Here is a 21,190-nt window from a genome sequence, read left to right on the forward strand (position 1 = left end):
TATAAACAAAAACCAGACCCCATCAAGGGTCTGGTTTTCATATTTCATGCCATTATTGTTGAGGCATTTGTGGCATTTGCGGTTGTTCTGCTTTCTTTTCCATCTTCTCTTTTAATTCTTTATCTTTTACTTTAACATCAGCTTTTTTCTTCAGGCTCTCTAAGATCTCAGTGATTGGCTTCGCTTTTTGTTGCTTAAGCTCTTGTTCGATCTGTTCTTTCTTGTCTTCAAACTTGTTTTCACGCTTGTCCGTTACTTTAATGATGTGGTAACCGTAATCAGACTTAACAAGTTCACTTGTTTTGCCTTTTTCAAGTGTAAAGGCAACTTTATCGAACTCTGGAACCATAGCGCCTTTACCGAAGAAGCCAAGGTCTCCACCTTTAGATTTTGAACCAGGGTCTTTAGAGTACTCTTCCGCTAATTTAGCAAAGTCTCCACCTTCGTTCAGTTTCTTTTGAACTTCTTTTGCCGTCTTCTCATCCTCTACAAGAATATGGCTAGCTTTAACTTCTGTTTTATATTTTTCATCAAATGTTTTTTTCATTTCATCTTCAGAAATCTTAACACCCTCTGTTGCTGCTTTTTCATTTAAAAGCATAGACTTGATGCGTTCTTTTAGCTGCTTTTCATCAGATAAGCCGTTTTGCTCAAGTGCTTGTTTGAAAGCATCTTCGCCGCCAAGTTCTTCTTTAATCTTTTCTGTTTCTTTCTCAATTTCTTTGTCTGTTACTTTATATTTATCTTCTAGAACCATTTCGTCGATCATTTGATTTAGTACTTGATCACCATATTGTTCCTTCATCTTATTGTAGAATTGCTCTTTCGTAATATCTCCTGCTTTAGATTCTACGATGGCTTCTGAATCAGCACCACCAGCATTATTACAAGCGGATAAAGAAATAAGTCCCGCTGTGAGCCCTACTGATAACATCCATTTTTTCATTTTCAAACACTCCTACTGTGAAGTAATAATTTAACAACTCTTACTATAGCATAAACGTTATGGGTATTCCTATTCAATAAATGAAATATGAGAAAATTTACACATTATAAAACCTGTGTTTTCGGGTATTCCACACGACTTTTTTAAAAAAATTTTATAAACCGGGTCATTCGTCTAATCAAAACAGGGCGTATCACTATATGATATGGAGAAAGAAAAGGGAGGTATGATGATGGGTTATGGTTATGGTCATGGGGGAGGAATAGCATTAATCTTAGTTCTTTTTATCCTTCTCATCATTATAGGAGCTTGTTACTGCTAATAAGAACAAAATTTAAATGATTGAAAAGGGCGAATGCCTATGCGTGTATAGAGGGTCATGCATAGGATAGTGTACAGAATATCAAAGGAGGTGGCTTTCATGGGTTACGGTGGATACGGGCATGGAAAAGGCTTCGCATTGATTGTTGTGTTGTTTATTCTTTTGATTATCGTAGGTGCTGCATGTTTCTGCTAAAATAAATGACAGTCTAAACAGGACCTTTCTTGTGAAGGGAACTGATCAGGCTTGACGTTTATTAGCAGTTTCGTTAATGTGTGTTTTACTACTCTTGATCAAAAGGTGCAGCATGTGTATGGTACGGTTACTCAAGGGGGAATGCAATTTCAGGTTCCCTCTTTTTATATTTGAACTCATTTTTTTATTTCTTCTTCCTTTTTGACAAGTTGGTTGGAGTGCAAGGTGCGAGACTTCAGCGGGAGCAGTGGGACAGTTGAGACTCCTAAAAGCACATAGCGCTAGGAGGCTCAACGTACACCCCGCCAAAAGCGAGCATCCAGGAGCGGAGATCAACTACTTTCGGAGAGAATCAATGTATAAGTTTTTATTTTTTATAAAACGTTTGAAATATAGGATGAAATGAGCAGAATGGTAATAGAAACGTTAATCGTACGGTAAACCGAGTCTTGTTGCTTGCTGGACAAGTTCTTTTTATCACATAATTTGTGTGTAAGTGAATTAAATACAAATAAAAAAATTGGTGCTAAAAAAACGAAGATATAGCCTGCCATATGAAAACCTCCAACATGAACTACTTGTTTAACTTTACCAAAATTTGTGGAATATGAATAGGAAAATAACTTCTAAGAGACGAGAGAGGGAGAGAAGATCATGAATAAGTGGAAAACGGCTTTTTTTACATTTTTGCTGATATTTTTAATCATACCGATAGCTATATTCATTATCCTTGTTAAGGATCCGGCTGGTGGTCAATTAGATCGTAGTTCACTAGAAAACAATCTTGGGGACAATCAAAAGTTATTGAGCATACATACAGAAAAAGAACAGGTAGAAGATCTGTTGAATAAAGAACTGCGCAAAAAAGCGCCGGATGTGAACGTATATGTAAATTTGCGAAATGATGAAGCTGTTCTTAATGGATCATTTATTGCTTTCGATCAAGAACTTCCATACCAAGTTACATTTGAACCTGAAGTTCTTAAAAACGGAGATTTGTTATTGAAGGAGAAGGACATGCAAGTGGGGCGTTTTCCGCTACCTGGTGACGAGGTGTTTACGCTTATCAAAAAGACCGTTCAGTTTCCTGAATGGGTGGATGTATATCCGAAAGATGAAAGCATTTTGATGAGAGTAACAGAAATGCCAACAAAGCCAGGTTATGCTGTTAAAGCTGAAGAATTTGATTTAAAGAATAACTCTATTAAATTAGGAGTTTATACAAAAAACTAAAATGAAGCGCTTCTTCTCATACTTGGTGGGGTGAAGCGCTTTTATCATTCTTCATCAATTATTCATACCCAAATGGAGAAAGTTGGATTATAATTATTATAGACAGACAATGACTAGAAAGCAGGGTTTTGTATGGAGACGGTGGAAGAACGACTAGAACGACTAGAATTTTATAATCAGCTAACGATTGAGAGTGTCGATCTTACAGCGTATCCGTTTTTCAGACTAGTCATGGAAAAAAAGCTCACCGAGCAGGAAGTGAATAAGGTCTTCCTTCTTTGCGATGAGCTTCAACGAAAGTATGAAATGCAGAGTGAAGAAGGCTTTGTGCATTACACGCCGCTGCTGTTGCACTTTGCAGGCATGCTAACACCAAAGCTCTCTCCAAGGGAAACGATTACGGCATTGCTTCAACAAGAAAAATATATTTCTTTGATGGAAAAGCTATACGAATTATCTGTACGTTACGAATGAGAAGAGGCAATTTCCTCAGCTGCTATCACGGGTGACGCAGGCTGATCATCTAATGATGCTTCAATCTTTTCTTCAAGTTTGTTGAAAATTGACATAAAATCATCACCATATAGATTGCGGATGATCGACATCAATTCGGGAAACTCTGGAAATCTCCCAAATAACTCTTTAATCGGCATGGAAGCGCTAAAAACACCAAACTTTGAAGGATCATACGTGTTCAATGTTTGAAGTAATAGCTCTTCACCTTTAGGCGTTAGACAAATATATGTATTTCGCTTATCATCTTCTTTTTTAGAAAATGTTAGATAGCCTTGTTCTTCAAGCTTCTTTGAAAAGTTAAAAGCAGTGGATACGTGCATAACGCCAAACTTTGCAATATCAGAGATTGATGCACCCTCAAGATGATGAGCAATCCATAGAATATGGTGTTCATTGATGTTTAAACCATAATCCTTAATCCAGTTTTGCCAGTCTTTTTCTACACTTTTCCATAAAGCTTTACTAATCTGTGAAAGTTTGTGACTATAGATCATGGCTTCTTGAAAACTATATAATTGATCTTTGTTCATTTTTAAAATGCCCCTCCATCTTATAAAACACATCCTATTCCTCATTATGCCAGTATTTCCTATAATAAGAAAGTAAAAATTTTCAATTTTTCCTTATTTTTTAGTAAAATAGTTATATAACTTTTAGCTGATATGGTGTTTTTAAGTAGGTGTTCAGCCACGTTCATAAGTAAGATAAAAAAAATTCTCCAAAAGGGAGAATTTTTTTGGGATTATTTAATTTCTTGTTCCATTTCTTCAGGTGCTTCTTCAATTGTCGAAGCAGCAGTTTCTTGTAGTGCCACTTCTTTTTCTTTATTAGCAAATCTGATCTTTGCTCTAAGCTGAATGCCATCACGCTTGATGCTGGAGAATGTAGATTTCATTTTATCCATATTTACTTTAAGATCTTTTCTTACCTCTTTACCTGCTTTAGGTGTTGAAAGTAACGTAGCTGCTGCTGTAACCACCGTTCCTAATGCGAAACCTACTACCATGGATTTTTGTTTAGACATCTTATAATTCCTCCTCATTCTTTTATAATCTAATTAATTCGTGAATTTCTCTTATATTCCTATGAAAAATAATGACGAATATAAAAATATTTCCCGATAGATTTCGTCATGTTTGGACAACTAAGATTATCTTTTAAAAGAACGGTCGAAATTTGAAAACATTGATGTGACAAGGAAATGAGTGAAATAGAGATACATTTTAAAAAATGTCATACTTGTCTAAAATAGAAGATATTTGACTGACTTTGGAGAAAGATAATATAAAATAAATGAAAAGGAAAAAAAGGTTCATAATTGACGAAGAGGTTTAAAAGAGGGTATACATAATAAAAAGAATGGAGGGATATGGGTTGAAACAAAACACAATCGGCAATTACTTTAATAAAATGAAGGAAAAGGCGAACGCAGTGCTCGAAAGTTCTACTCAAACAGGTGAACTCGTTACAGAAGCTGAGAAAAAAAGTTCGCAACCAGATAAACAAGGTTTAAGTAACCTAGGCTCTCAAGTGAAAGCGTTAGTTCGAATGGTTAAGTCATATAAAAGAGGCGATTATCGGGATGTTTCCAAAAAATCATTAGTATTAGTGGTCGCAGGCCTTCTGTATTTTGTAAGTCCTATTGATGCAGTTCCAGATTTTCTTATCGGAGCTGGTCTATTGGATGATGCGACTGTCCTAGCTTTTATTTTTTCAACGTTATCAACTGAGATTTCTGCTTTTCAAACATGGGAAGAGGAAAAAGAAGAAGAGGATAAATATGTAAAGCCAACTCCATAGTAGGAGCTGGCTTTTATTTTGGTTATCTTGATTAAGCTGTTAAGTTCGACCTTTTAGATAAACGTTCCGCGATCGGGTAGATAAAGAACATGATCAATCCGCTAACGATACTCGTTGGTACAACAATCATTCCAATAAAGCTAAGTAATGTACCAGGTAATCCAGCGACGATCATGGCGACCATAAGAAATAATGTACCGCTGATAATCGTTCCAACTACGGTTAAGAGAACAGCGCTTATAGCATTAACTTTTACTTTTTTAGCTAGTAAGAACAACGCCAAGAAGATAAAGGCTGTTATAGGTTTTTCTACGATATTGGCGATCTGCCCGCCTGCCATACCTGTTGTTAACGCTGAAATGACTCCAGCTGCCATACTTGCAATAATCACGTTTTGTTTTGTTGGTGAAAGCATAATGGCCAGAAACATCATAACAAGCAATAAATCAGGTTTCATTCCAAAAAATAATGGGGGTACGACTGTGTGAAACACATATCCTAATGCAATAAGTACAGATGTTAAAGCTAATGATTTAGTATTCGTATTCATTTTCTCATCTCTCCTCAGCTACTCTTAGCCTAATTTCTTTCCAATAGTGCCCTCTTGGCCTAATGCGAAAGTACCTTTATGTTACCAGATGTACGTACAACTGAAAAGGTTTGTGAACTACTTTCCGTATTTTTCCTGAAATTGTATCATGAACTGTGCAAGGCTATCACACGATTCTTGGGGAACAGCATTATAGATCGAAGCTCTGAAACCGCCAACCGACCGATGTCCTTTTAATCCATAAATTCCGTTTTCTTCACTTTCTTTAATAAACTGCTTTTCTAGTTCATCACTAGCAAGAGTGAAAGTGATATTCATGTTTGAGCGTGATTCTGGTGTTGCAAAGCCATTGTAAAAGCCCTTACTTTCATCAATCGTGTCGTAGATGACTTGTGCTTTTCTTTGATTTCTCTTTTCCATTCCTTTGACCCCACCAGATTTTTCTACCCAACCTAGTACAAGGTTTAGTAAATAGATGGAGTACACAGGCGGAGTGTTATATAGAGAATTGTTTTTCGCATGAACAGAATACGACAAGATCGATGGAACAGATTTATTTTCTTGTAGCAAATCTTTGCGGATGATGACTGCGGTGACTCCTGAAGGTCCAAGGTTCTTTTGGGCACCCGCATAGATTAAACCATAATTTTCAACTGAAATAGGTCTGCTCATAATATCGCTAGACATGTCAGCTACGAGATTTTCATGTTTGAAAGCATGTAAATCTGGCCATTGTGTGCCAAATATTGTGTTATTAGATGTGATATGAAGATAAGCGTCATTTTCGCTTGACACATAATTCATCTCAGGAAGGGTACGGTACTCCGAGTGCTTACCAGTAATGACTGCTTCACACGACCCAATTTTTTGAGCTTCTTTATATGCTTTTTCAGACCAAGATCCGGTAAGTACATATTTTGCGGTCTTTCCACCTTGAATGAAGTTCATCGGAATCATAGCGAATTGAAGACTTGCCCCACCTTGTAAAAACAACACTTCATGTGTATCAGGTATATCGAGCAAACGTTTCATGCGCGTTTTTGCTTGTTCATGGATGCTTTCATATTCTGATCCCCTGTGGCTATGTTCCATGATATTTAACCCAGTACCTAGAAAGTCATCCCATTCTTCCTTTGCTTGCTGCATAACCTCTTTAGGCAATGTTGTGGGTCCTGCTTGAAAATAAATGCGTGTCATCGTTCTCCTCCTTATAAAATAACGCTATTTTAGCAAACTTTGAACACTTGAAAGTTGTTGATTTCCGTTCCAGGTGCTTCGCTTTCCGCGGGGCGACCGGTGAGCCCCTTGCCGCTTTGAAGTGAAAAAATTGTTAGAATAGAGCAAAAACTAAAAAAGAATATGAAAAAACTGCCCAGTTTAAAAGAAGGCAGTTTTACTATGTAACGTTAGTTTTTAACGTTTCCTTTAATATTTTGAGCGATTTCAGTCATTTCGTTGGCAGGGGAATCCTGTGTTTTCCAGACTGCTCCAAAACCGTCACCTTGACCGTAACGTGGGATAAAATGCATGTGGTAATGGAAAACAGACTGTCCAGCTGCTTCACCGTTGTTGTTTAGAATGTTCAGACCGATCGGGTTAAATGTTTGTTTAATTCCAGAGGCAATTTTAGGCACGACAGAATAAAGCTTTGCCGCGGTTTCTGCAGACAGTTCGAATATATCTGTAGAATGCTCTTTAGGGATGATCAGCGTATGTCCTTTTGTGACCTGGCTGATGTCTAAGAAGGCTAGGACGTTCTCGTCTTCGTACACTTTGTAGGATGGAATTTCACCCGCAACAATTTTACAAAAAATGCAGTTTGAATCGTGGGACAAGTGGCTCACCTCATTTTTTTTACTTATCATATCACACAATACTAGTTAAAAAATAACGCTTTTTATTAAAGGCGTAAAGATACTATATCTAAAGATTTTGTTTTGTTATTCTTTTCATCATTGACAAGTTGATTGGAGCGGAAGGTGCGAGACTCCTGCAGGACAGGCGGGCAGTTCGAAAAGTGGATGTGGCTCACCGCCTGCCCTGCGGAAAGCGAGCACCTGCAGCGGAAATTAACCCTAAAAGGAAACAATAAAAATAAAAAAGAAGGGTCCTATTCAAAAATAGAACCCTTCTTCTTATAGAGGTTAGAGAAGAAAGGAGAACACGAAAACAAAACAATACGATTTTTTAGCCATGCACCTCAATATTAAGAATTTGTAATTACTCAAGCACTAAATAGTCCAAGAGAACCATCTCCTTAAAAATGTAGCATATCCGAAAAAATCTAATACCTTGCATCTTTCTCCCTGAAGAAGGGGGGATACCTTCTTCTCTTATATCTTGTCCATGAAGCCTTACTTGATATACATATAAAATTGGTAAAAGAAACGGCAATTGAGCTATTATAAGGAAAGAATGAAAAAAGGAGGATTCTCCGTGAAAAAAAGACAACTAGTATTAACAATGACACTTGGTGCTACTTTACTTATCACAGGCTGCGGCAATAAAGCAGACGATGAACATAAAAATCACCAAGAGGAGTCACAGGGTAAACAAGAGGCGTCTCATGAGGGACATGAAAATCATTTGCCGAACGGTGATATTCAAGAACTTACTGCTTCTATAGATGTACTGCCCGACTTCTTAAATAAACAACCTGATGAGATTGCTGCAATTTATGCAGAAGCCCCTAAATTTAAAGAACTGCTTGAATCTATGCCTTGTTTTTGTGGATGTGGTGATTCCGCAGGTCATAAAGATAATTATGATTGCTTTGTTGCTGAAAACAAAGAAGATGGAAAAATTGTATGGGATGATCATGGCACAAAATGCGGGACGTGTCTGGAAATCGCTGCGATAAGCATGAGTGCTTCTGCTGATGGAAAGACTCCTCTTGAAATCCGAAAGATGATTGATGATAAATATAAAGAAGGATATGCAGAGCCAACTCCGACACCGATGCCTGCCTCATAAGTGTAAAACGAGAAAAATGGCAAACAATAATGAAAATGCTGGATTGCAGAAGGAGGTATAATATGAAACCAATCCTTGAGGTTACGGATTTGACAGGCGGCTATCTGCCTAATCAGCCTGTTATTCATCACTTAGATTTCACGGTGAAAGAAAATGAAATAGTAGGATTGATCGGTTTGAATGGAGCCGGTAAAAGTACAACGATAAAGCATGTGCTAGGACTTATGGAACCCATGTCAGGTACTTCTAAAATCGAAGGTCAGACGTTTAGGGAAGAACCAGAAAATTATCGAAGTCAGTTTACTTACATACCTGAGATGCCCATTCTCTACCAAGAGCTAACATTATGGGAACATCTAGAACTAACAGCAATGGCATACGGACTAGAAGAACAAACTTTTTTAACACGTGTCCGCCCACTGCTTGAAGAATTTCGCATGGACAACAAGATAAAATGGTTTCCGAGTCAGTTCTCCAAAGGGATGAAGCAAAAAGTCATGATCCTTTGTGCGCTGTTGGTCGAACCTAAGCTTTATATTGTGGATGAACCGTTCGTAGGGCTCGATCCATTAGGGATTCAATCTTTTCTAGAGTATATGGTTAAATTTAAGAATAACGGTGCTGGTGTTTTAATGTCGACTCATATTTTGTCCACGGCAGAAAGATATTGCGACCGCTTTTTGATCATGCATGAAGGAAGGTTGGTTCTAAGCGGTACGTTGGAAGAATTACGCGTGAGAAGCGGGTTGGAGAATGCAACGTTAGATGATATCTACCTCTTTGTAGCAAAAGGTAAAGTAACATGATCGATGTTAATAAATTATGGACAAAACGACGCAATGCACATGTTACGCAAACACTAAAATACTTTAGCCTAATGGCTAACAGCGGACTTATTGTTTCCTTAATTTTGCTCATCGTCATCGGCAGTGTGTATTATGCTAAGCTTCTACAAGCACTACCTGAGAATTTTCCTGCCGTTTTTATTCTAACGCTTGTTTTTTCGTTTTGGTTGACCAAAAGCCCGATTCGTACATTGTTAAAAGAAGGAGATCTCGTTTTCTTACTTCCTGTTGAGTCAGGTATGAAACAATATTTTTCAAAAGCTATTTCTTCAGCTACTGCAACTGGCGCTTTTTCTACCTTATTCATTTTTACATTGCTATGGCCAATCGTCCAAGTGTTTATTCATGATGGTTGGAAGATGTATGTCACGTTTGGTTTCTTTTTGATCGCAGCAAAAGTATTTAACATCTATGTATCGTGGGAAGAAAGAAGGTTGCCTTACAGGAGTCATCAAACAAACTATAAAATCATGAGGTTTATTGTAAACTTCGTATATGCCTATCTGCTCTTTAATGAAGCGTACCTCTTTTTGATCGCTATTTTTGCGATCATGTACGTATTAAAGAACTTTGTTTTCGGCGTCTTTAAAAAGCAGCATGGTTATCAGTGGGAAATGCTCTTAGCGGAAGAACAAGCCTTAAAAATGAAAGGGTACCGATTCGTCAATTATTTTACGGATGTACCTGCGCTCAAGCAGACCGTGCATAAGCGACCGTTATTAAATAGCTTAGCATCTTTCTCATTTAAAAAGAAAAATGCATTTTCTGCTCTGTATATGAAAACTTTTGTACGTTCAGGTGATTACTTAGGCTTATATGTACGACTGATTTTAATCGGTTTTCTGTTCATTTATTTAATTCCTGCAGGTTGGTGGCAATTAATCGTAGTGTTTTTGTTTTTTCAAATGTTTGCACTGCAATTATTCACACTCTACACGCAGTACAGGTGGAATGTTATATTCATGATCTATCCGATCAAACAAGATACAAGAGTAAAAGCGTTTCAAAACTGGCTGAAATATTTGCTGATCATACAAGGTGCACTATATGGAATTTTCTATGTAGTGCTCACTGGAGACTGGCTGATCGCGATCCTTATGCCTGTTGCAGCAATACTTTATAGTATAGTTCGACTGCCTAGTATGACAAAAAAACACATCACATTGACTTCCTAGCTCATTATGGGCTGGGAATTTTTTTTAGTAAGAGGTTTTCTCCTCACCGCTTGCCCCGCGGAAAGCGAAGCATTCTGGAATGGAAATCAACTTCTTTCAAGTTTGTAAACAGATTTTGGGCATCTTTCATAGCTTATGCATATAAGTTTTATGGAAGGGAGCGGGGCACATGAATACTTATGGATTAACAGGAAGGATTGTAACACCCGGAAGTCCTGACTATGAACTGGCGCGAGAAGAGTTTAATACTCGTTTTAACTTATTTCCTTTGATTATCAATTTTTGCGCAACTACTAAGGATGTTTCAAACGCAATCCGTTGGGCTAGAAAGAAGAATGTTAAGTTTCGGATCCGTACAGGAAGGCATAGTTATGAAGCTTATTCATCATTAGATGGTGGTTTAGTAATAGACATCAGCGATATGGATGAAGTAAAGGTGGATCACAAAACAAAAACTGCCTTTCTTGGTGCGGGGGCATTGCTTTTCCCATTATACGAAAAATTGTATGAAGAAGGATTTACGATTCCAGGAGGAACTTGTCCATCAGTAGGACTCTCAGGTCTAACGCTTGGAGGTGGATGGGGAATGTTAACCCGTCCATATGGCATGCTGATCGATCAGCTTCTGGAGCTTGAGATGGTAGATGCAAACGGAAAAATCATCATAGCGAATAAGCATAAAAACGCGGACTTATTTTGGGCATCGAGAGGCGGTGGGGGAGGAAACTTTGGCGTGGTTACATCATTTCGTTTTAAAGTCGTTCCCGTTGATGATGTTGCCATCTTTAAAATTACATGGGACTTTAAAGGATTTGAAAAAGTCGTGGATGCCTGGCAAAAATGGGCTCCATATACAGACGAAAGATTGACAGCCATTATAGATCTCTTAACAAAAGACATTGGTGAACTGCGTGCATTAGGTGAATTTCTGGGTACAACAGATGAACTGAAAAAGCTTTTAAAGCCCCTTTTAATCGCATACCCACCTAAAGTAGTTGAAGTGAAGAAGGTGCCTTATATCGATGCCGTTAAGATATTTGGAGGGATGATGCCGGGTATGATGGAGTACGCTGTTAACCATGGTGATCCTGATGCACATCCTTTTAAGAATACAGGTGCGTTTGCGAAACAGCAGTTACCGTTTGTAGCGATAAAAAAACTTAAAGAATTTCTATCAAACTCACCTAGTATTGAGAATAAAGTTCAGCTGCAAGCACTGTCCGGAAAAGCGGCTTGTACAGGACCAACTGAAACGGCTTATGTTCATAGAGAAGCATTGTTCAGTTTGTTATATATTACAAAATGGCAGAATGAGAGTGAGGCAAACATAAATACGCAATGGGTGGAGAGCTTAAGAAATTCTCTACTTCCTTATGCGGATGGAGCTTATGTGAACTTTCATGATAATTGTATTAAGAACTGGCTTGAACAATGTTACTTTGTTAACTTGCCTCGCTTAATTGAGGTGAAAACAAAATACGATCCACAAAATGTGTTTAAGTTCCCATTAGGAATTCCAACTGCAAATACTAATCTTTAAGATGTAAAAACAGCCGTGAGGGCAGATTATCGAAACTAGGGTGCATGACTTACGTATAGATGAAAGGAGGTAGATCATGAAAACTTATGAAGAAAATGTATTAGAAGAATTAAAAAAATGGGAAACTGAAATGTGCAAACGGCCCTCACTTTGGAACAAAACAACAAAATCTCTTCAAACGAAAATCAATGAGAAAATTCCACAAAAAGTGCATGATGTTATTACATCCAGTATGAAGCATATGATTAAAGCTACTTTAATAGGCTCTGAATATACGACTAAAAAAACGATTAAGTTTACAGCAGATTTACGAGAGCGTGATTATAAGTTTGAAGATCGACTTTCCTTTTATAGAAGAACAGCTGCCATAGAAGGAGCGGGAACAGGAGCTGGGGGTATATTACTCGGCATTGCTGACTTTCCTTTATTGCTAGGTATAAAAATGAAGTTTCTATTTGAAGCAGCAAGCATTTATGGATTGGATGTTAAAGACTACAAAGAACGAATCTTTATTCTTCATGTATTTCGGCTAGCTTTTTCGGATCCGCACAAGCGAGAAGAGGCATTTCAAAAGGTAATTTCATGGAAAGAGACGGTTCAAGATTTCCCAGAGTCTCCTAAGTCGGTCAACCATATGAATTGGCAAGAACTACAACAAGATTATCGCGATCATATCGACCTCATAAAAATGCTTCAGATGGTCCCAGGCTTAGGGGCGATTGTCGGGGCATATGCGAACTATCATTTTCTCGATGATTTAGGTCAAGTGGCAAAAAATTGCTTCAGATGGCGTTTACTAACAGATGAAAAAAAGAAGAGGATAATAAACAACAAGCACCCGCAATGAATTGAGGGTGCTTGTAATTATGTGATGATTTATAAACGGCTGTCGCTTAATAAGCGGTCCATTTCTTCTTTGTGCTTCGTCTCATCAGCAATCATATCTTCTAACTGAACGACAAGCTCAGTCAATTTTAGGTTAGATGCTTGCTCTTTACGCTCTTCATAACGTCGGATTGTATCTTCCTCCGCGTTTCGAGCTTCTTCCAGCATTTCGCGAACGGTCTCTACTTGTTTAACCGGTTTTGGCTGAGTAGTTGGTGTACCCCCAAGAGTTTTAATTTTTTCTGCTAAATACAAAGCATGTCCTTGCTCATCAGCAATTTCACTTTGGAAGAAGGGTTTTAAAATTTGACGATACAAACCAGAAACCGTAGCTGCATTGTGGTTGTACATAATAATTGCAGAGTACTCGTTTGCAAGATCCTCATTTAGTCCATCGATTAGTGCTTGTAAGTCTTTTTCCATTTGTATAACCTCCTGAATCTTGTTCTACAGAGATATCCTTCCCCTTTTCCCGTTGCCATAAACCATTTTATAGGATATCCGTACTAAAAATTAAATGAAGTGTTTAAATAGGTTTACGGATTGAAAAAATCGGTAAAAGACTACTATGCATGAAACAAATATTGAACAAAAGTGATACAAAATTTTGAGGAGGTAATAAAGATGGACAGCAGACACATGGTTGATGAAGATCGTAATGTAGACACTAGTATGGTGGAAGAAACAGCAAGCCGAATGAGTGAGAGCAAAAAGGACGAGATCTTATCAAACTTTGAAGAGTTTAAGAGCTACCTGCACGGCAAAGTGCAAATCGGTGAAAAAATGGGCATGAGCGAAGAGACACTTGCAAAAACTGCAGAGAAAGTAGCAGATTACTTAGCTAACCATGAAGAGCCTCGTAACTCAGAAGAGAATCTCTTAAAAGAACTATGGAAAGTCGGAGAACAAGAAGAGCGTCATAAACTTGCACATATGTTAGTGAAGCTTGTTAAATAGCATACATGTAAAAGCTGCTCTTCTTTGAGCGGCTTTTTTTATTACAAGTATATGAAAGATTGAGTTCGAAATCATCCAAGTTTAAATCTATCGTGGAAATAGTTCGTTTGGGGAATTTACGAAAGCAATAATGTTTGCTAAAACGTCAATAAATTTACCTCAATGGTCATTTACAAGGACAGTTAAAAAAACGACAATGTTTTATAGTGGTTTATTCAACGTTAAAAGAGTGAAAACTTAGCAATAATAAACGTTTATAACAGAGTCAACTGCTTATAGAAAAAGAAGTTTTTAATTGAAAATAAATAAGAAAAGATATTGAGGAGAATTATATGTTACGAGAACTGGCAAACAAACTACCCTTTCCAATCCTTCCTCTTATATATATCATAAGCGGTTTAGGTCTTTCTTTCTTATCGCTAAATATCTTTTTTGAGCTGTCGGAAGACTTGATGGAAAACGAGGTATTTGAGTTTGATCAAGTGATTATTCAGTATGTAACAGATATTAGAAGTGACACGTTAACCGAAGTAATGAAAGTAATCACTTTCTTTGGCTCAAAAGATATATTAACCCTGTTGTTAGTAGGAAGTCTGATCTGGCTTATCGTTAAACGAAAGAATTATTGGGGTGCTATTTTCTATATAATCGCAGTTGCAGGAGGAGGTCTTTTAAACCTAGGATTAAAACATTGGTTTGGAAGAATAAGACCTGAAGATAGCCTGATCGTTGAGCAAGGATTCAGTTATCCTAGTGGGCATGCCATGGGCAGTCTCATTTATTATGGTTTTCTTGGCTATTTAGTCGTAAGAAGCAGAAGAGGAAAACCGCTTAAAATCACGCTTACGATTGCGTTTATATCAACGATTTTTCTTATTGGTTTTAGCCGTGTTTATCTAGGCGTTCATTATCCATCTGACATAATAGCTGGATTTAGTGCTGGAACCGTTTGGCTTCTGCTATGTATAGGTGGTCGTGAATCAATAAGAGCCTATCAAAAAAGGACGCTTCCTTTTTTTAGAAGAAAACATCCCCAGTAAGTGTAAGTAGTTGATTTTGTAAACATTTAATAACTGCAGGTGTATGATGCTGACGCTCTCCATCACAGTCGATAAGCTGTTGGGGAGCTGTTTTTATGCTGATTTCTGAGCTTTGGAAATAATGATAACCTTGCCCTTCCTTTGAAGTATCTGATAATCGATTTAAAAGGACGTCCCAAATAAAGGAAGTGGAGGGCTCTTCAATCAGCAAGCAATCGAGCTTTCCGTCTTGAATATCAGTATCCGGAAAGAATGGACGGATACCACCGGTAAAAGGCCCGTTCACAGCAAGAAACATGGCTGCTTGTCCATCAAATTGGAACTCTTTAGATGAGATTGATATGTCAAAGGGTTCCCATGTTTGAAAGGATTTTGCCGCAGATAAATAATAAGAAAGGCGTCCGAATTTTTCTTTTGTATCTGGATCGATGGATTCCGAGACATGTGTAATCAATCCAACACCCCAGAAATTTGTAAAGAAATGTCCGTTAAACTCCCCAACGTCAATGTTGCGAAACTTTTTTTCACTAAGCTGTTCCGCTGCTTTTACAGGATTTTGGTTCATGCCTAGCGCTCTCGAAAAATCATTGCACGTTCCACCTGGTAAGATTCCGAAAACCGGCTGATTCTCTGTTATAGACAATACAGCATCTGCAATTTCATGTACCGTTCCGTCACCGCCTGCAGCAATGATGAGATCTGTCTTCCCTTGCAACTCTTTAACAAATGAAGCACCTTCGCCCGGTTCAGTCGTCTCATAAACTTGAACGTCTTCAAAACCACTTTTCAGCTGCTCGAGCACTGCGTTCCACTGATTAAGCAACCTGCCCTGCCCGGCAGAAGGATTTAATATAACGGATGCTCTTTTTATGGTTAATGGATTTCTAGTCATTTCGCTACCATGTATTCTTTAACGAATGATTTTCCTGTGAAAAGTGTTTCTGGTAGTGCTTTTGATGTGCCTCTATTCTTATGAGCCTCCTCATAAGCTTTAGATTGTTGCCAGTTAGTGAAATCGGCATGTGATTTCCAAAGTGTCATCACGATATAAGGATCTTGGTGAAGAGGTCGAAGAATACGTATGCCACTAAAACCTGGTTCACTTTCAACAAGCCCAGCACGATTTTGGAAACGTTCTTCAAAAAGAGATCTTCCTTCTTCTGATACCGGAATGTGATTCATAACAACAAAGCCAGCACCACTTAAGGATCCTCTTTGGTTTATTACTTCGTACTCATGTTTCTCGGTAAATGGATTTTCTCCATCTGTTTCAATTACTAAAGCAGAATTAGAGTCGCCTTCTAGTAGGAGAGCGTCATCGTATTTTTCCTGATATGTTGCTAAATAGTCTAAAGTCCCATAAGTAATGTATATGTTCATAGGAATCCCTGCCCTTTTTTATTGATTTACCTTTGTTTTACCCAACCATTCAGCACATTAAACAGTGTAAGAAGTTGGGTAGTTGTAATATACTTTCCAACTAAGGGAAAATTATATAAAATGTACTTTTCGACCTTGAATGAAATGAGGGTTGGTTATGGTAAAAAGAAGTCTCGTCGCACTCAGTATATTAGTGGGTTCACTTATAATAGGTTTTTTTGCCTATCTTTTTATAATTTTAGCTGGAGATTATGTAATCGATGAAAAGGATCTAGTTATGGATTCAGCTACTGTCCTTGTTGCCGAGAACGGGGATAAAATTACAAAAATCTATGATGAAAATAGAGAGATCGTCGACATTGAGGACATTCCGAAACATGTGCAGGAAGCGTTTGTAGCTGTTGAAGACAGCCGTTTCTATAAACACAATGGAATTGATGTAAAAGCGATCTCACGTGCAATCTATAAGGACATTCTTGCTGGAGGTAAAGTCGAAGGCGGCAGTACGATCACTCAGCAGTTAGCAAAGAATGTTTTTTTGTCTCATGAGAAGTCGTGGCTAAGAAAAACAAAAGAAGCTGTCATTGCTATCAACCTAGAAAGAAGATACCCAAAAGATAAAATTTTGGAGATGTATTTGAATCAAATCTACTTCGGACATGGTGCGTACGGCATTCAGCTTGCTGCTAAAACATATTTTAATAAAGATGTCAGTGATTTAACGGTAGCAGAGGGTGCGGTGCTTGCCGGACTTCCGAAGGCACCTAACTATTATTCTCCACTAAAAAATTCAAAGGAAGCAAAAGAGCGGCGTGATCTCGTTCTTACACTTATGGAGAAGCAAGATTATCTGACACCTTCTGAAACGGTCAGGGCACAAGGAAAAACGATCGCTCTAGATTTTCAGCAAGAGAAACGAAACCCGGCTTATACAACATACATTGATATGGTGATAAAAGAAGCGAAAGAAAAGTATCAACTTTCAAGGGAAGAATTGCGACAAGGCGGTTATAAAATCGTTGTACCTATGAATTTAGCAGCACAAGATTCTGTATATAAAAGCTTTCAGGACGGTCGTTATTTTGTAGGTACGGGTCAGGAAAAACCTGAGGGCGCAATGGTTTTAATGGATGGGAAAACAGGTGGTTTGCTCGCTGTTCAAGGGGGGCGGAACTATGTGACAGAGGGACTTAATCGGGTAGAGGTCAATCGTCAGCCTGGTTCAACGTTCAAGCCTTTATCCGTGTATGGTCCCGCTCTTGAATCCGAAAAATACAAACCTTATTCTATGCTGCGTGATGAAGAACTAAGCTATGACGGTTATGAACCAAAGAATTATAACGGCAGATACGAAGGTAAAGTGTCCATGGTAGACGCCATTTCTCACTCTGTAAATTCATCTGCAGTATGGCTGTTGAACAAGAACGGAATATCTGATTCGAAAGGTTACCTTGAACAACTTGGTATGCCGATTGAGGACAAAGGACTCGGAATCGCACTTGGCGGCATCGATCAAGGGGTAACACCATTGCAGATGGTAAAAGGATATCGCAGTTTCCTACATGAGGGTAAGACGATAGAGCCTTTTGTGATCAGTAAGATCTATAACAATGAAGGAGATCTGATCGGTAAGGCAAAAGCAGAAGAAAAGAAAGTTTGGAAAAAACAGAACGCATGGTATATGACTCGTATGCTTCAACAAGTCGTGAAGAACGGAACGGGATCTGATGGAAGAGAGAATATGGAGATCGCAGGAAAGACAGGTACCACAAACTATCCGAACGTAGATAAAGGAAACAAAGATACATGGTTTGTCGGGTATACACCAGAAGTAGTCGGTGCTGTATGGGTCGGTTATGATCGAACAACAAAAGAATCGTATTTAAACAGCGGCAGTTCTTTACCTACTCTCCTATTTAAACAAGTGATTAACGAAATGCCTTCACAACAAGGTCTTTCGTTCAAAAAACCTGATGGAGTAAAAGATTTAGCACCGCCAATTGAGCTTATCGAGTTAAATGATCTGCGTGCTTCATTTGGTATGGGGGACTATGGGATTCCTTCAGTTAAATTGAACTGGACTCCGTCAAAAGACGAGCGTCTTCAATATAAGGTTTATGCCGTGAATGAAGGAGAAACAACTCTTTTAGATACGATAAAAGGTAAGGGTGAGTATGGTGCGCCAGGCAAGAATCTCTTTACATTGCCAGACTTTTATATAGTTCCTTACAACCCTCTTACAAAACAAGAAGGTGAGCCATCAAATGTTGTGTCGATCTCTCTCTTCCCAAGTTTTGGTGATGACGATGAGAAAGATGTTAGAGACAAGATTAGGAAAGATCGTGAAAAAGAGAAGAAAAAGAAAAAGAAGAAAAAAGATGACTGAGTAGTGGTAGAAGATGGCTTAGGTGGCCGTCTTCTTTTTTTGATGAGAGTTTGGAAGATTGAAGTAGAGTGAGGGAGTCGAACTGTGTCGGAAAGCCTATATTTTTCATTTTAGACTTAATTGGGGCGTGTTTGCGCTTAATAGTTGGTTGTTTTGACTTAATGGATGCTCATTTCGACTTAATTGAGGCCACTTTTGACTTAATTGATACGCAGCTAGACTCAATCCTATCATTTACTCATCTCATACGGGTTTGGCAGCATGCACCTGTAAAGGCTTTCAACATCCATAGAACATCCATTTTGCCAAAATCATGACAATTAAGCTTATCTTCTATACATTTATTATGAATTCCCTTACAATGTGTATGGATATTGACGTTAAAGGTTTTAAGTTTCAGCAGCTAGGAGATAACAATAGTGCTGCAGCTTTTGGTCTTGTATAGAAAGGTGTGTACGTTTTGACTATGAATGAAGAGTTTTTGAAAGCGTGTCGTAAGGAGAAAAATTCACATATTCCTGTATGGTACATGAGACAGGCGGGCCGTTCCCAGCCAGAGTACCGTAAATTGAAAGAGAAGTATTCACTATTTGAAATCACACATAGACCAGAGATGTGCGCTGGCGTTACGAAGCTCCCTGTAGATCAACACGGAGTGGATGCTGCGATTCTTTATAAAGACATTATGTCTCCTGTACCAGCGATTGGAGTAGATGTAGAGATTAAATCAGGAATCGGACCCGTGATCGATAAGCCTGTAAGAACGCGCGAAGATGTAGAGCGTTTAGGGACGATCAATCCTGAGAAAGACGTACCGTATGTTCTGGATACAATCAAAATTTTAAGACAACAGTTAGAAGTTCCGCTAATCACGTTTGCAGGTGCACCATTTACACTTGCGAGCTATATGGTTGAAGGTGGGCCATCTCGTGATTATCATAAAACTAAGCAGCTGATGTACTCTGATCCTGAAAGCTGGTTCATGCTGATGGACAAGCTAGGCGATATGACGATCGCTTATGCAAAGGCACAGATTGCTGCTGGCGCACAAGCGTTTCAAATTTTTGATTCATGGGTCGGCGCATTAAATGCAGCTGATTACAGAAAATACATTCAGCCTGTCATGTACAAGATCTTCTCATCACTAAGAGAAGAAAATGTTCCGTTGATTCTATACGGAACAGGTGCAAGACACTTAATCATGGAGTGGAACGAGCTTCCGATCGATGTGATCGGACTTGATTGGAGATTATCTCCGAGAGAAGCGCGTCAGATGGGTGTGACAAAGGCGCTGCAAGGAAACTTGGATCCTTCCATTCTATTGGCGCCATGGGAAGTAATTGAAGCACGAACAAAAGAAATTTTGGATGAAGGTATGGAAGAACCAGGCTTTATCTTCAATGTCGGAAAAGGCATTTTCCCTGAAGTAAACATTGCAACATTAAAGCAGTTGACCACCTTTGTTCATGAATATACGTCTAAAAAACTAGGGTGATAAAGAGTGAGTAACAAGAAAACAGGTCTGTTGATCATGGCGTACGGTACGCCAAGAAGTCTAGATGAAGTAGAAAGCTATTACACACACATTAGAAGAGGACGTAAGCCTTCTCCTGAACAGCTGCAAGAACTTACGGAACGCTACGAACAGATCGGTGGAATCTCACCACTTGCTAAGATTACAGAAGAGCAAGCGCAAAAAATTGAAGCTGAGATGAATGAGCGTTACCCCGATCGTGAGTTTAAAAGCTATCTTGGACTAAAGCATATTGATCCTTTCATTGAAGATGCTGTGCTGAAGATGAAGGAAGATGGTATCGAAGAAGCAGTAACACTTGTTCTTGCTCCTCACTACTCAACGTTCAGTGTAAAGTCATATAACGGACGCGCTGTAGAAGAGTCTGCAAAAATTGGTGGACCATCCTTTACGACGATTGATAGCTGGTATAATGAGCCGAAGTATGTACAATTTTGGGCGGATGGAATTAAACAAACGTTTAATTCCATCCCTGAGAATGAGCATGACAAAACCGTTGTGATCTTCTCCGCACACAGTCTGCCAGAAAAGATTCTCCAAATGGGTGATCCGTATCCGACGCAGCTTCAGGAAACAGCTGATCTTATTGCGAAGAAAGCGAATGTCCCTCATTATACGATTGGGTGGCAGAGTGCTGGTAATACACCTGAACCGTGGATCGGACCAGACGTTCAGGATCTAACTAGAGATCTTTATAACGATCATGGCTATACACATTTTATCTATTGTCCTGTTGGTTTTGTGGCAGATCATCTGGAAGTTCTTTATGACAACGATTATGAGTGTAAAGTAGTCACAGATGAGTTGGGTGTTAACTATTATCGTCCTGAGATGCCTAACGCAAAGCCAGAATTTATTGATTGTTTAGCAACGGTCATTGAAAATGCACTAGCAAAAGAAAGAATGTGAATGA

The 21,190-nt window shown here is 38.6% G+C and carries 25 protein-coding genes; 15 read left to right on the forward strand and 10 right to left on the reverse strand.

The genetic code is table 11. The annotated features are described in order from the left end of the window. Positions 1–52: 52 nt before the first annotated feature. Complete coding sequence (locus tag P4V41_RS14535) at positions 53–946, reverse strand: peptidylprolyl isomerase (protein WP_328085779.1); 894 nt, start codon at positions 944–946, stop codon at positions 53–55. Positions 947–1,178: 232 nt separating this feature from the next. Between P4V41_RS14535 and P4V41_RS14540 the strand changes: the two genes are divergently transcribed. Both P4V41_RS14540 and P4V41_RS14545 read left to right on the forward strand, forming a co-directional pair. Continuing rightward, complete coding sequence (locus P4V41_RS14540; RefSeq protein ID WP_419181320.1) at positions 1,179–1,268, forward strand: YjcZ family sporulation protein; 90 nt, start codon at positions 1,179–1,181, stop codon at positions 1,266–1,268. A 99-nt stretch (positions 1,269–1,367) separates the two neighbouring features. Further along, positions 1,368–1,463 carry a YjcZ family sporulation protein gene (locus P4V41_RS14545; protein ID WP_082861266.1) on the forward strand — a complete coding sequence of 32 codons (96 nt, stop codon included), beginning with the start codon at positions 1,368–1,370 and terminating at the stop codon, positions 1,461–1,463. 374 nt (positions 1,464–1,837) lie between these two features. Here the strand turns inward: P4V41_RS14545 and P4V41_RS14550 are convergent, their stop codons facing one another. Then, positions 1,838–2,017, reverse strand: a complete 180-nt coding sequence (locus tag P4V41_RS14550; RefSeq protein ID WP_066239985.1) for a hypothetical protein — start codon at positions 2,015–2,017, stop codon at positions 1,838–1,840. 100 nt (positions 2,018–2,117) lie between these two features. Here P4V41_RS14550 and P4V41_RS14555 point away from each other — a divergent pair, with 100 nt between their 5' ends. Further along, the gene (locus P4V41_RS14555) at positions 2,118–2,696 is read left to right on the forward strand and encodes a YpmS family protein (RefSeq protein ID WP_328085782.1); all 579 of its coding nucleotides are present in this window, start codon (positions 2,118–2,120) and stop codon (positions 2,694–2,696) included. 132 nt (positions 2,697–2,828) lie between these two features. Continuing rightward, positions 2,829–3,170: a DUF1878 family protein gene (locus P4V41_RS14560; protein WP_137790539.1), complete on the forward strand. Its 342-nt coding sequence runs from the start codon at positions 2,829–2,831 to the stop codon at positions 3,168–3,170. On the opposite strand, the gene P4V41_RS14565 is transcribed toward P4V41_RS14560, so the two are convergent. Continuing rightward, positions 3,161–3,742 carry an HTH-type transcriptional regulator Hpr gene (locus P4V41_RS14565; protein WP_066391382.1) on the reverse strand — a complete coding sequence of 194 codons (582 nt, stop codon included), beginning with the start codon at positions 3,740–3,742 and terminating at the stop codon, positions 3,161–3,163. The genes P4V41_RS14560 and P4V41_RS14565 overlap by 10 nt on opposite strands. A gap of 212 nt (positions 3,743–3,954) precedes the next feature. Then, positions 3,955–4,236, reverse strand: coding sequence for a YtxH domain-containing protein (locus P4V41_RS14570; protein WP_328085783.1), 282 nt, complete (start codon positions 4,234–4,236; stop codon positions 3,955–3,957). A 350-nt stretch (positions 4,237–4,586) separates the two neighbouring features. Here P4V41_RS14570 and P4V41_RS14575 point away from each other — a divergent pair, with 350 nt between their 5' ends. Next, complete coding sequence (locus P4V41_RS14575; RefSeq protein WP_197126867.1) at positions 4,587–5,012, forward strand: YkvA family protein; 426 nt, start codon at positions 4,587–4,589, stop codon at positions 5,010–5,012. A gap of 31 nt (positions 5,013–5,043) precedes the next feature. On the opposite strand, the gene P4V41_RS14580 is transcribed toward P4V41_RS14575, so the two are convergent. The 3 genes from P4V41_RS14580 to P4V41_RS14590 form a co-directional block, all read right to left on the reverse strand. Continuing rightward, on the reverse strand, positions 5,044–5,562 hold the full coding sequence (locus P4V41_RS14580) for a tryptophan transporter (RefSeq protein ID WP_197126868.1): 519 nt from the start codon (positions 5,560–5,562) through the stop codon (positions 5,044–5,046). Between the two features lie 117 nt (positions 5,563–5,679). Next, positions 5,680–6,759, reverse strand: coding sequence for a 3-phosphoserine/phosphohydroxythreonine transaminase (serC, locus tag P4V41_RS14585; protein WP_328085784.1), 1,080 nt, complete (start codon positions 6,757–6,759; stop codon positions 5,680–5,682). Between the two features lie 209 nt (positions 6,760–6,968). Continuing rightward, the gene (locus tag P4V41_RS14590) at positions 6,969–7,397 is read right to left on the reverse strand and encodes an HIT family protein (RefSeq protein ID WP_328085785.1); all 429 of its coding nucleotides are present in this window, start codon (positions 7,395–7,397) and stop codon (positions 6,969–6,971) included. Between the two features lie 601 nt (positions 7,398–7,998). Here P4V41_RS14590 and P4V41_RS14595 point away from each other — a divergent pair. The 5 genes from P4V41_RS14595 (at position 7,999) to P4V41_RS14615 (ending at position 12,942) form a co-directional block, all read left to right on the forward strand. Then, a complete protein-coding gene (locus tag P4V41_RS14595; protein WP_328085786.1) occupies positions 7,999–8,535 on the forward strand; it encodes a PCYCGC motif-containing (lipo)protein in 537 nt (178 codons plus the stop codon). A gap of 62 nt (positions 8,536–8,597) precedes the next feature. Further along, on the forward strand, positions 8,598–9,341 hold the full coding sequence (locus P4V41_RS14600) for an ABC transporter ATP-binding protein (RefSeq protein WP_328085787.1): 744 nt from the start codon (positions 8,598–8,600) through the stop codon (positions 9,339–9,341). Continuing rightward, a complete protein-coding gene (locus P4V41_RS14605; protein WP_328085788.1) occupies positions 9,338–10,555 on the forward strand; it encodes an ABC transporter permease in 1,218 nt (405 codons plus the stop codon). The genes P4V41_RS14600 and P4V41_RS14605 overlap by 4 nt, the downstream gene beginning before the upstream one ends. Positions 10,556–10,724: 169 nt before the next feature. Beyond that, complete coding sequence (locus P4V41_RS14610; RefSeq protein WP_328085789.1) at positions 10,725–12,095, forward strand: FAD-dependent oxidoreductase; 1,371 nt, start codon at positions 10,725–10,727, stop codon at positions 12,093–12,095. Between the two features lie 76 nt (positions 12,096–12,171). Further along, positions 12,172–12,942, forward strand: coding sequence for an EcsC family protein (locus P4V41_RS14615; protein WP_328085790.1), 771 nt, complete (start codon positions 12,172–12,174; stop codon positions 12,940–12,942). Positions 12,943–12,971: 29 nt separating this feature from the next. Here the strand turns inward: P4V41_RS14615 and P4V41_RS14620 are convergent, their stop codons facing one another. Then, positions 12,972–13,403 (reverse strand): ferritin-like domain-containing protein, encoded by a 432-nt coding sequence (locus P4V41_RS14620; protein ID WP_328085791.1) that lies wholly within the window; start codon positions 13,401–13,403, stop codon positions 12,972–12,974. Between the two features lie 216 nt (positions 13,404–13,619). On the opposite strand from P4V41_RS14620, the gene P4V41_RS14625 reads away from it, so the two are divergent. Then, positions 13,620–13,937, forward strand: a complete 318-nt coding sequence (locus tag P4V41_RS14625; RefSeq protein WP_419181324.1) for a DUF3243 domain-containing protein — start codon at positions 13,620–13,622, stop codon at positions 13,935–13,937. A gap of 332 nt (positions 13,938–14,269) precedes the next feature. Then, positions 14,270–14,977 carry a phosphatase PAP2 family protein gene (locus tag P4V41_RS14630; RefSeq protein ID WP_328085794.1) on the forward strand — a complete coding sequence of 236 codons (708 nt, stop codon included), beginning with the start codon at positions 14,270–14,272 and terminating at the stop codon, positions 14,975–14,977. Here P4V41_RS14630 and P4V41_RS14635 read toward each other — a convergent pair. Next, positions 14,955–15,869 carry a diacylglycerol kinase family protein gene (locus tag P4V41_RS14635; RefSeq protein ID WP_328085796.1) on the reverse strand — a complete coding sequence of 305 codons (915 nt, stop codon included), beginning with the start codon at positions 15,867–15,869 and terminating at the stop codon, positions 14,955–14,957. The genes P4V41_RS14630 and P4V41_RS14635 overlap by 23 nt on opposite strands. Continuing rightward, the gene (locus P4V41_RS14640; protein ID WP_328085798.1) at positions 15,866–16,357 is read right to left on the reverse strand and encodes an antibiotic biosynthesis monooxygenase; all 492 of its coding nucleotides are present in this window, start codon (positions 16,355–16,357) and stop codon (positions 15,866–15,868) included. Before P4V41_RS14640 ends, P4V41_RS14635 begins: the two co-directional genes overlap by 4 nt. A 157-nt stretch (positions 16,358–16,514) precedes the next feature. Between P4V41_RS14640 and P4V41_RS14645 the strand changes: the two genes are divergently transcribed. The 3 genes from P4V41_RS14645 (at position 16,515) to hemH (ending at position 21,186) form a co-directional block, all read left to right on the forward strand. Further along, on the forward strand, positions 16,515–18,743 hold the full coding sequence (locus P4V41_RS14645) for a PBP1A family penicillin-binding protein (RefSeq protein WP_328085799.1): 2,229 nt from the start codon (positions 16,515–16,517) through the stop codon (positions 18,741–18,743). A gap of 466 nt (positions 18,744–19,209) precedes the next feature. Continuing rightward, positions 19,210–20,238 carry a uroporphyrinogen decarboxylase gene (hemE, locus tag P4V41_RS14650; protein WP_137790805.1) on the forward strand — a complete coding sequence of 343 codons (1,029 nt, stop codon included), beginning with the start codon at positions 19,210–19,212 and terminating at the stop codon, positions 20,236–20,238. A gap of 6 nt (positions 20,239–20,244) precedes the next feature. Continuing rightward, positions 20,245–21,186: a ferrochelatase gene (hemH, locus tag P4V41_RS14655; protein WP_328085800.1), complete on the forward strand. Its 942-nt coding sequence runs from the start codon at positions 20,245–20,247 to the stop codon at positions 21,184–21,186. Positions 21,187–21,190 lie beyond the last annotated feature (4 nt).

The sequence above is a fragment of the Fictibacillus nanhaiensis genome (genome assembly GCF_036213205.1).
GTDB lineage: Bacteria > Bacillota > Bacilli > Bacillales > Fictibacillaceae > Fictibacillus > Fictibacillus nanhaiensis_E.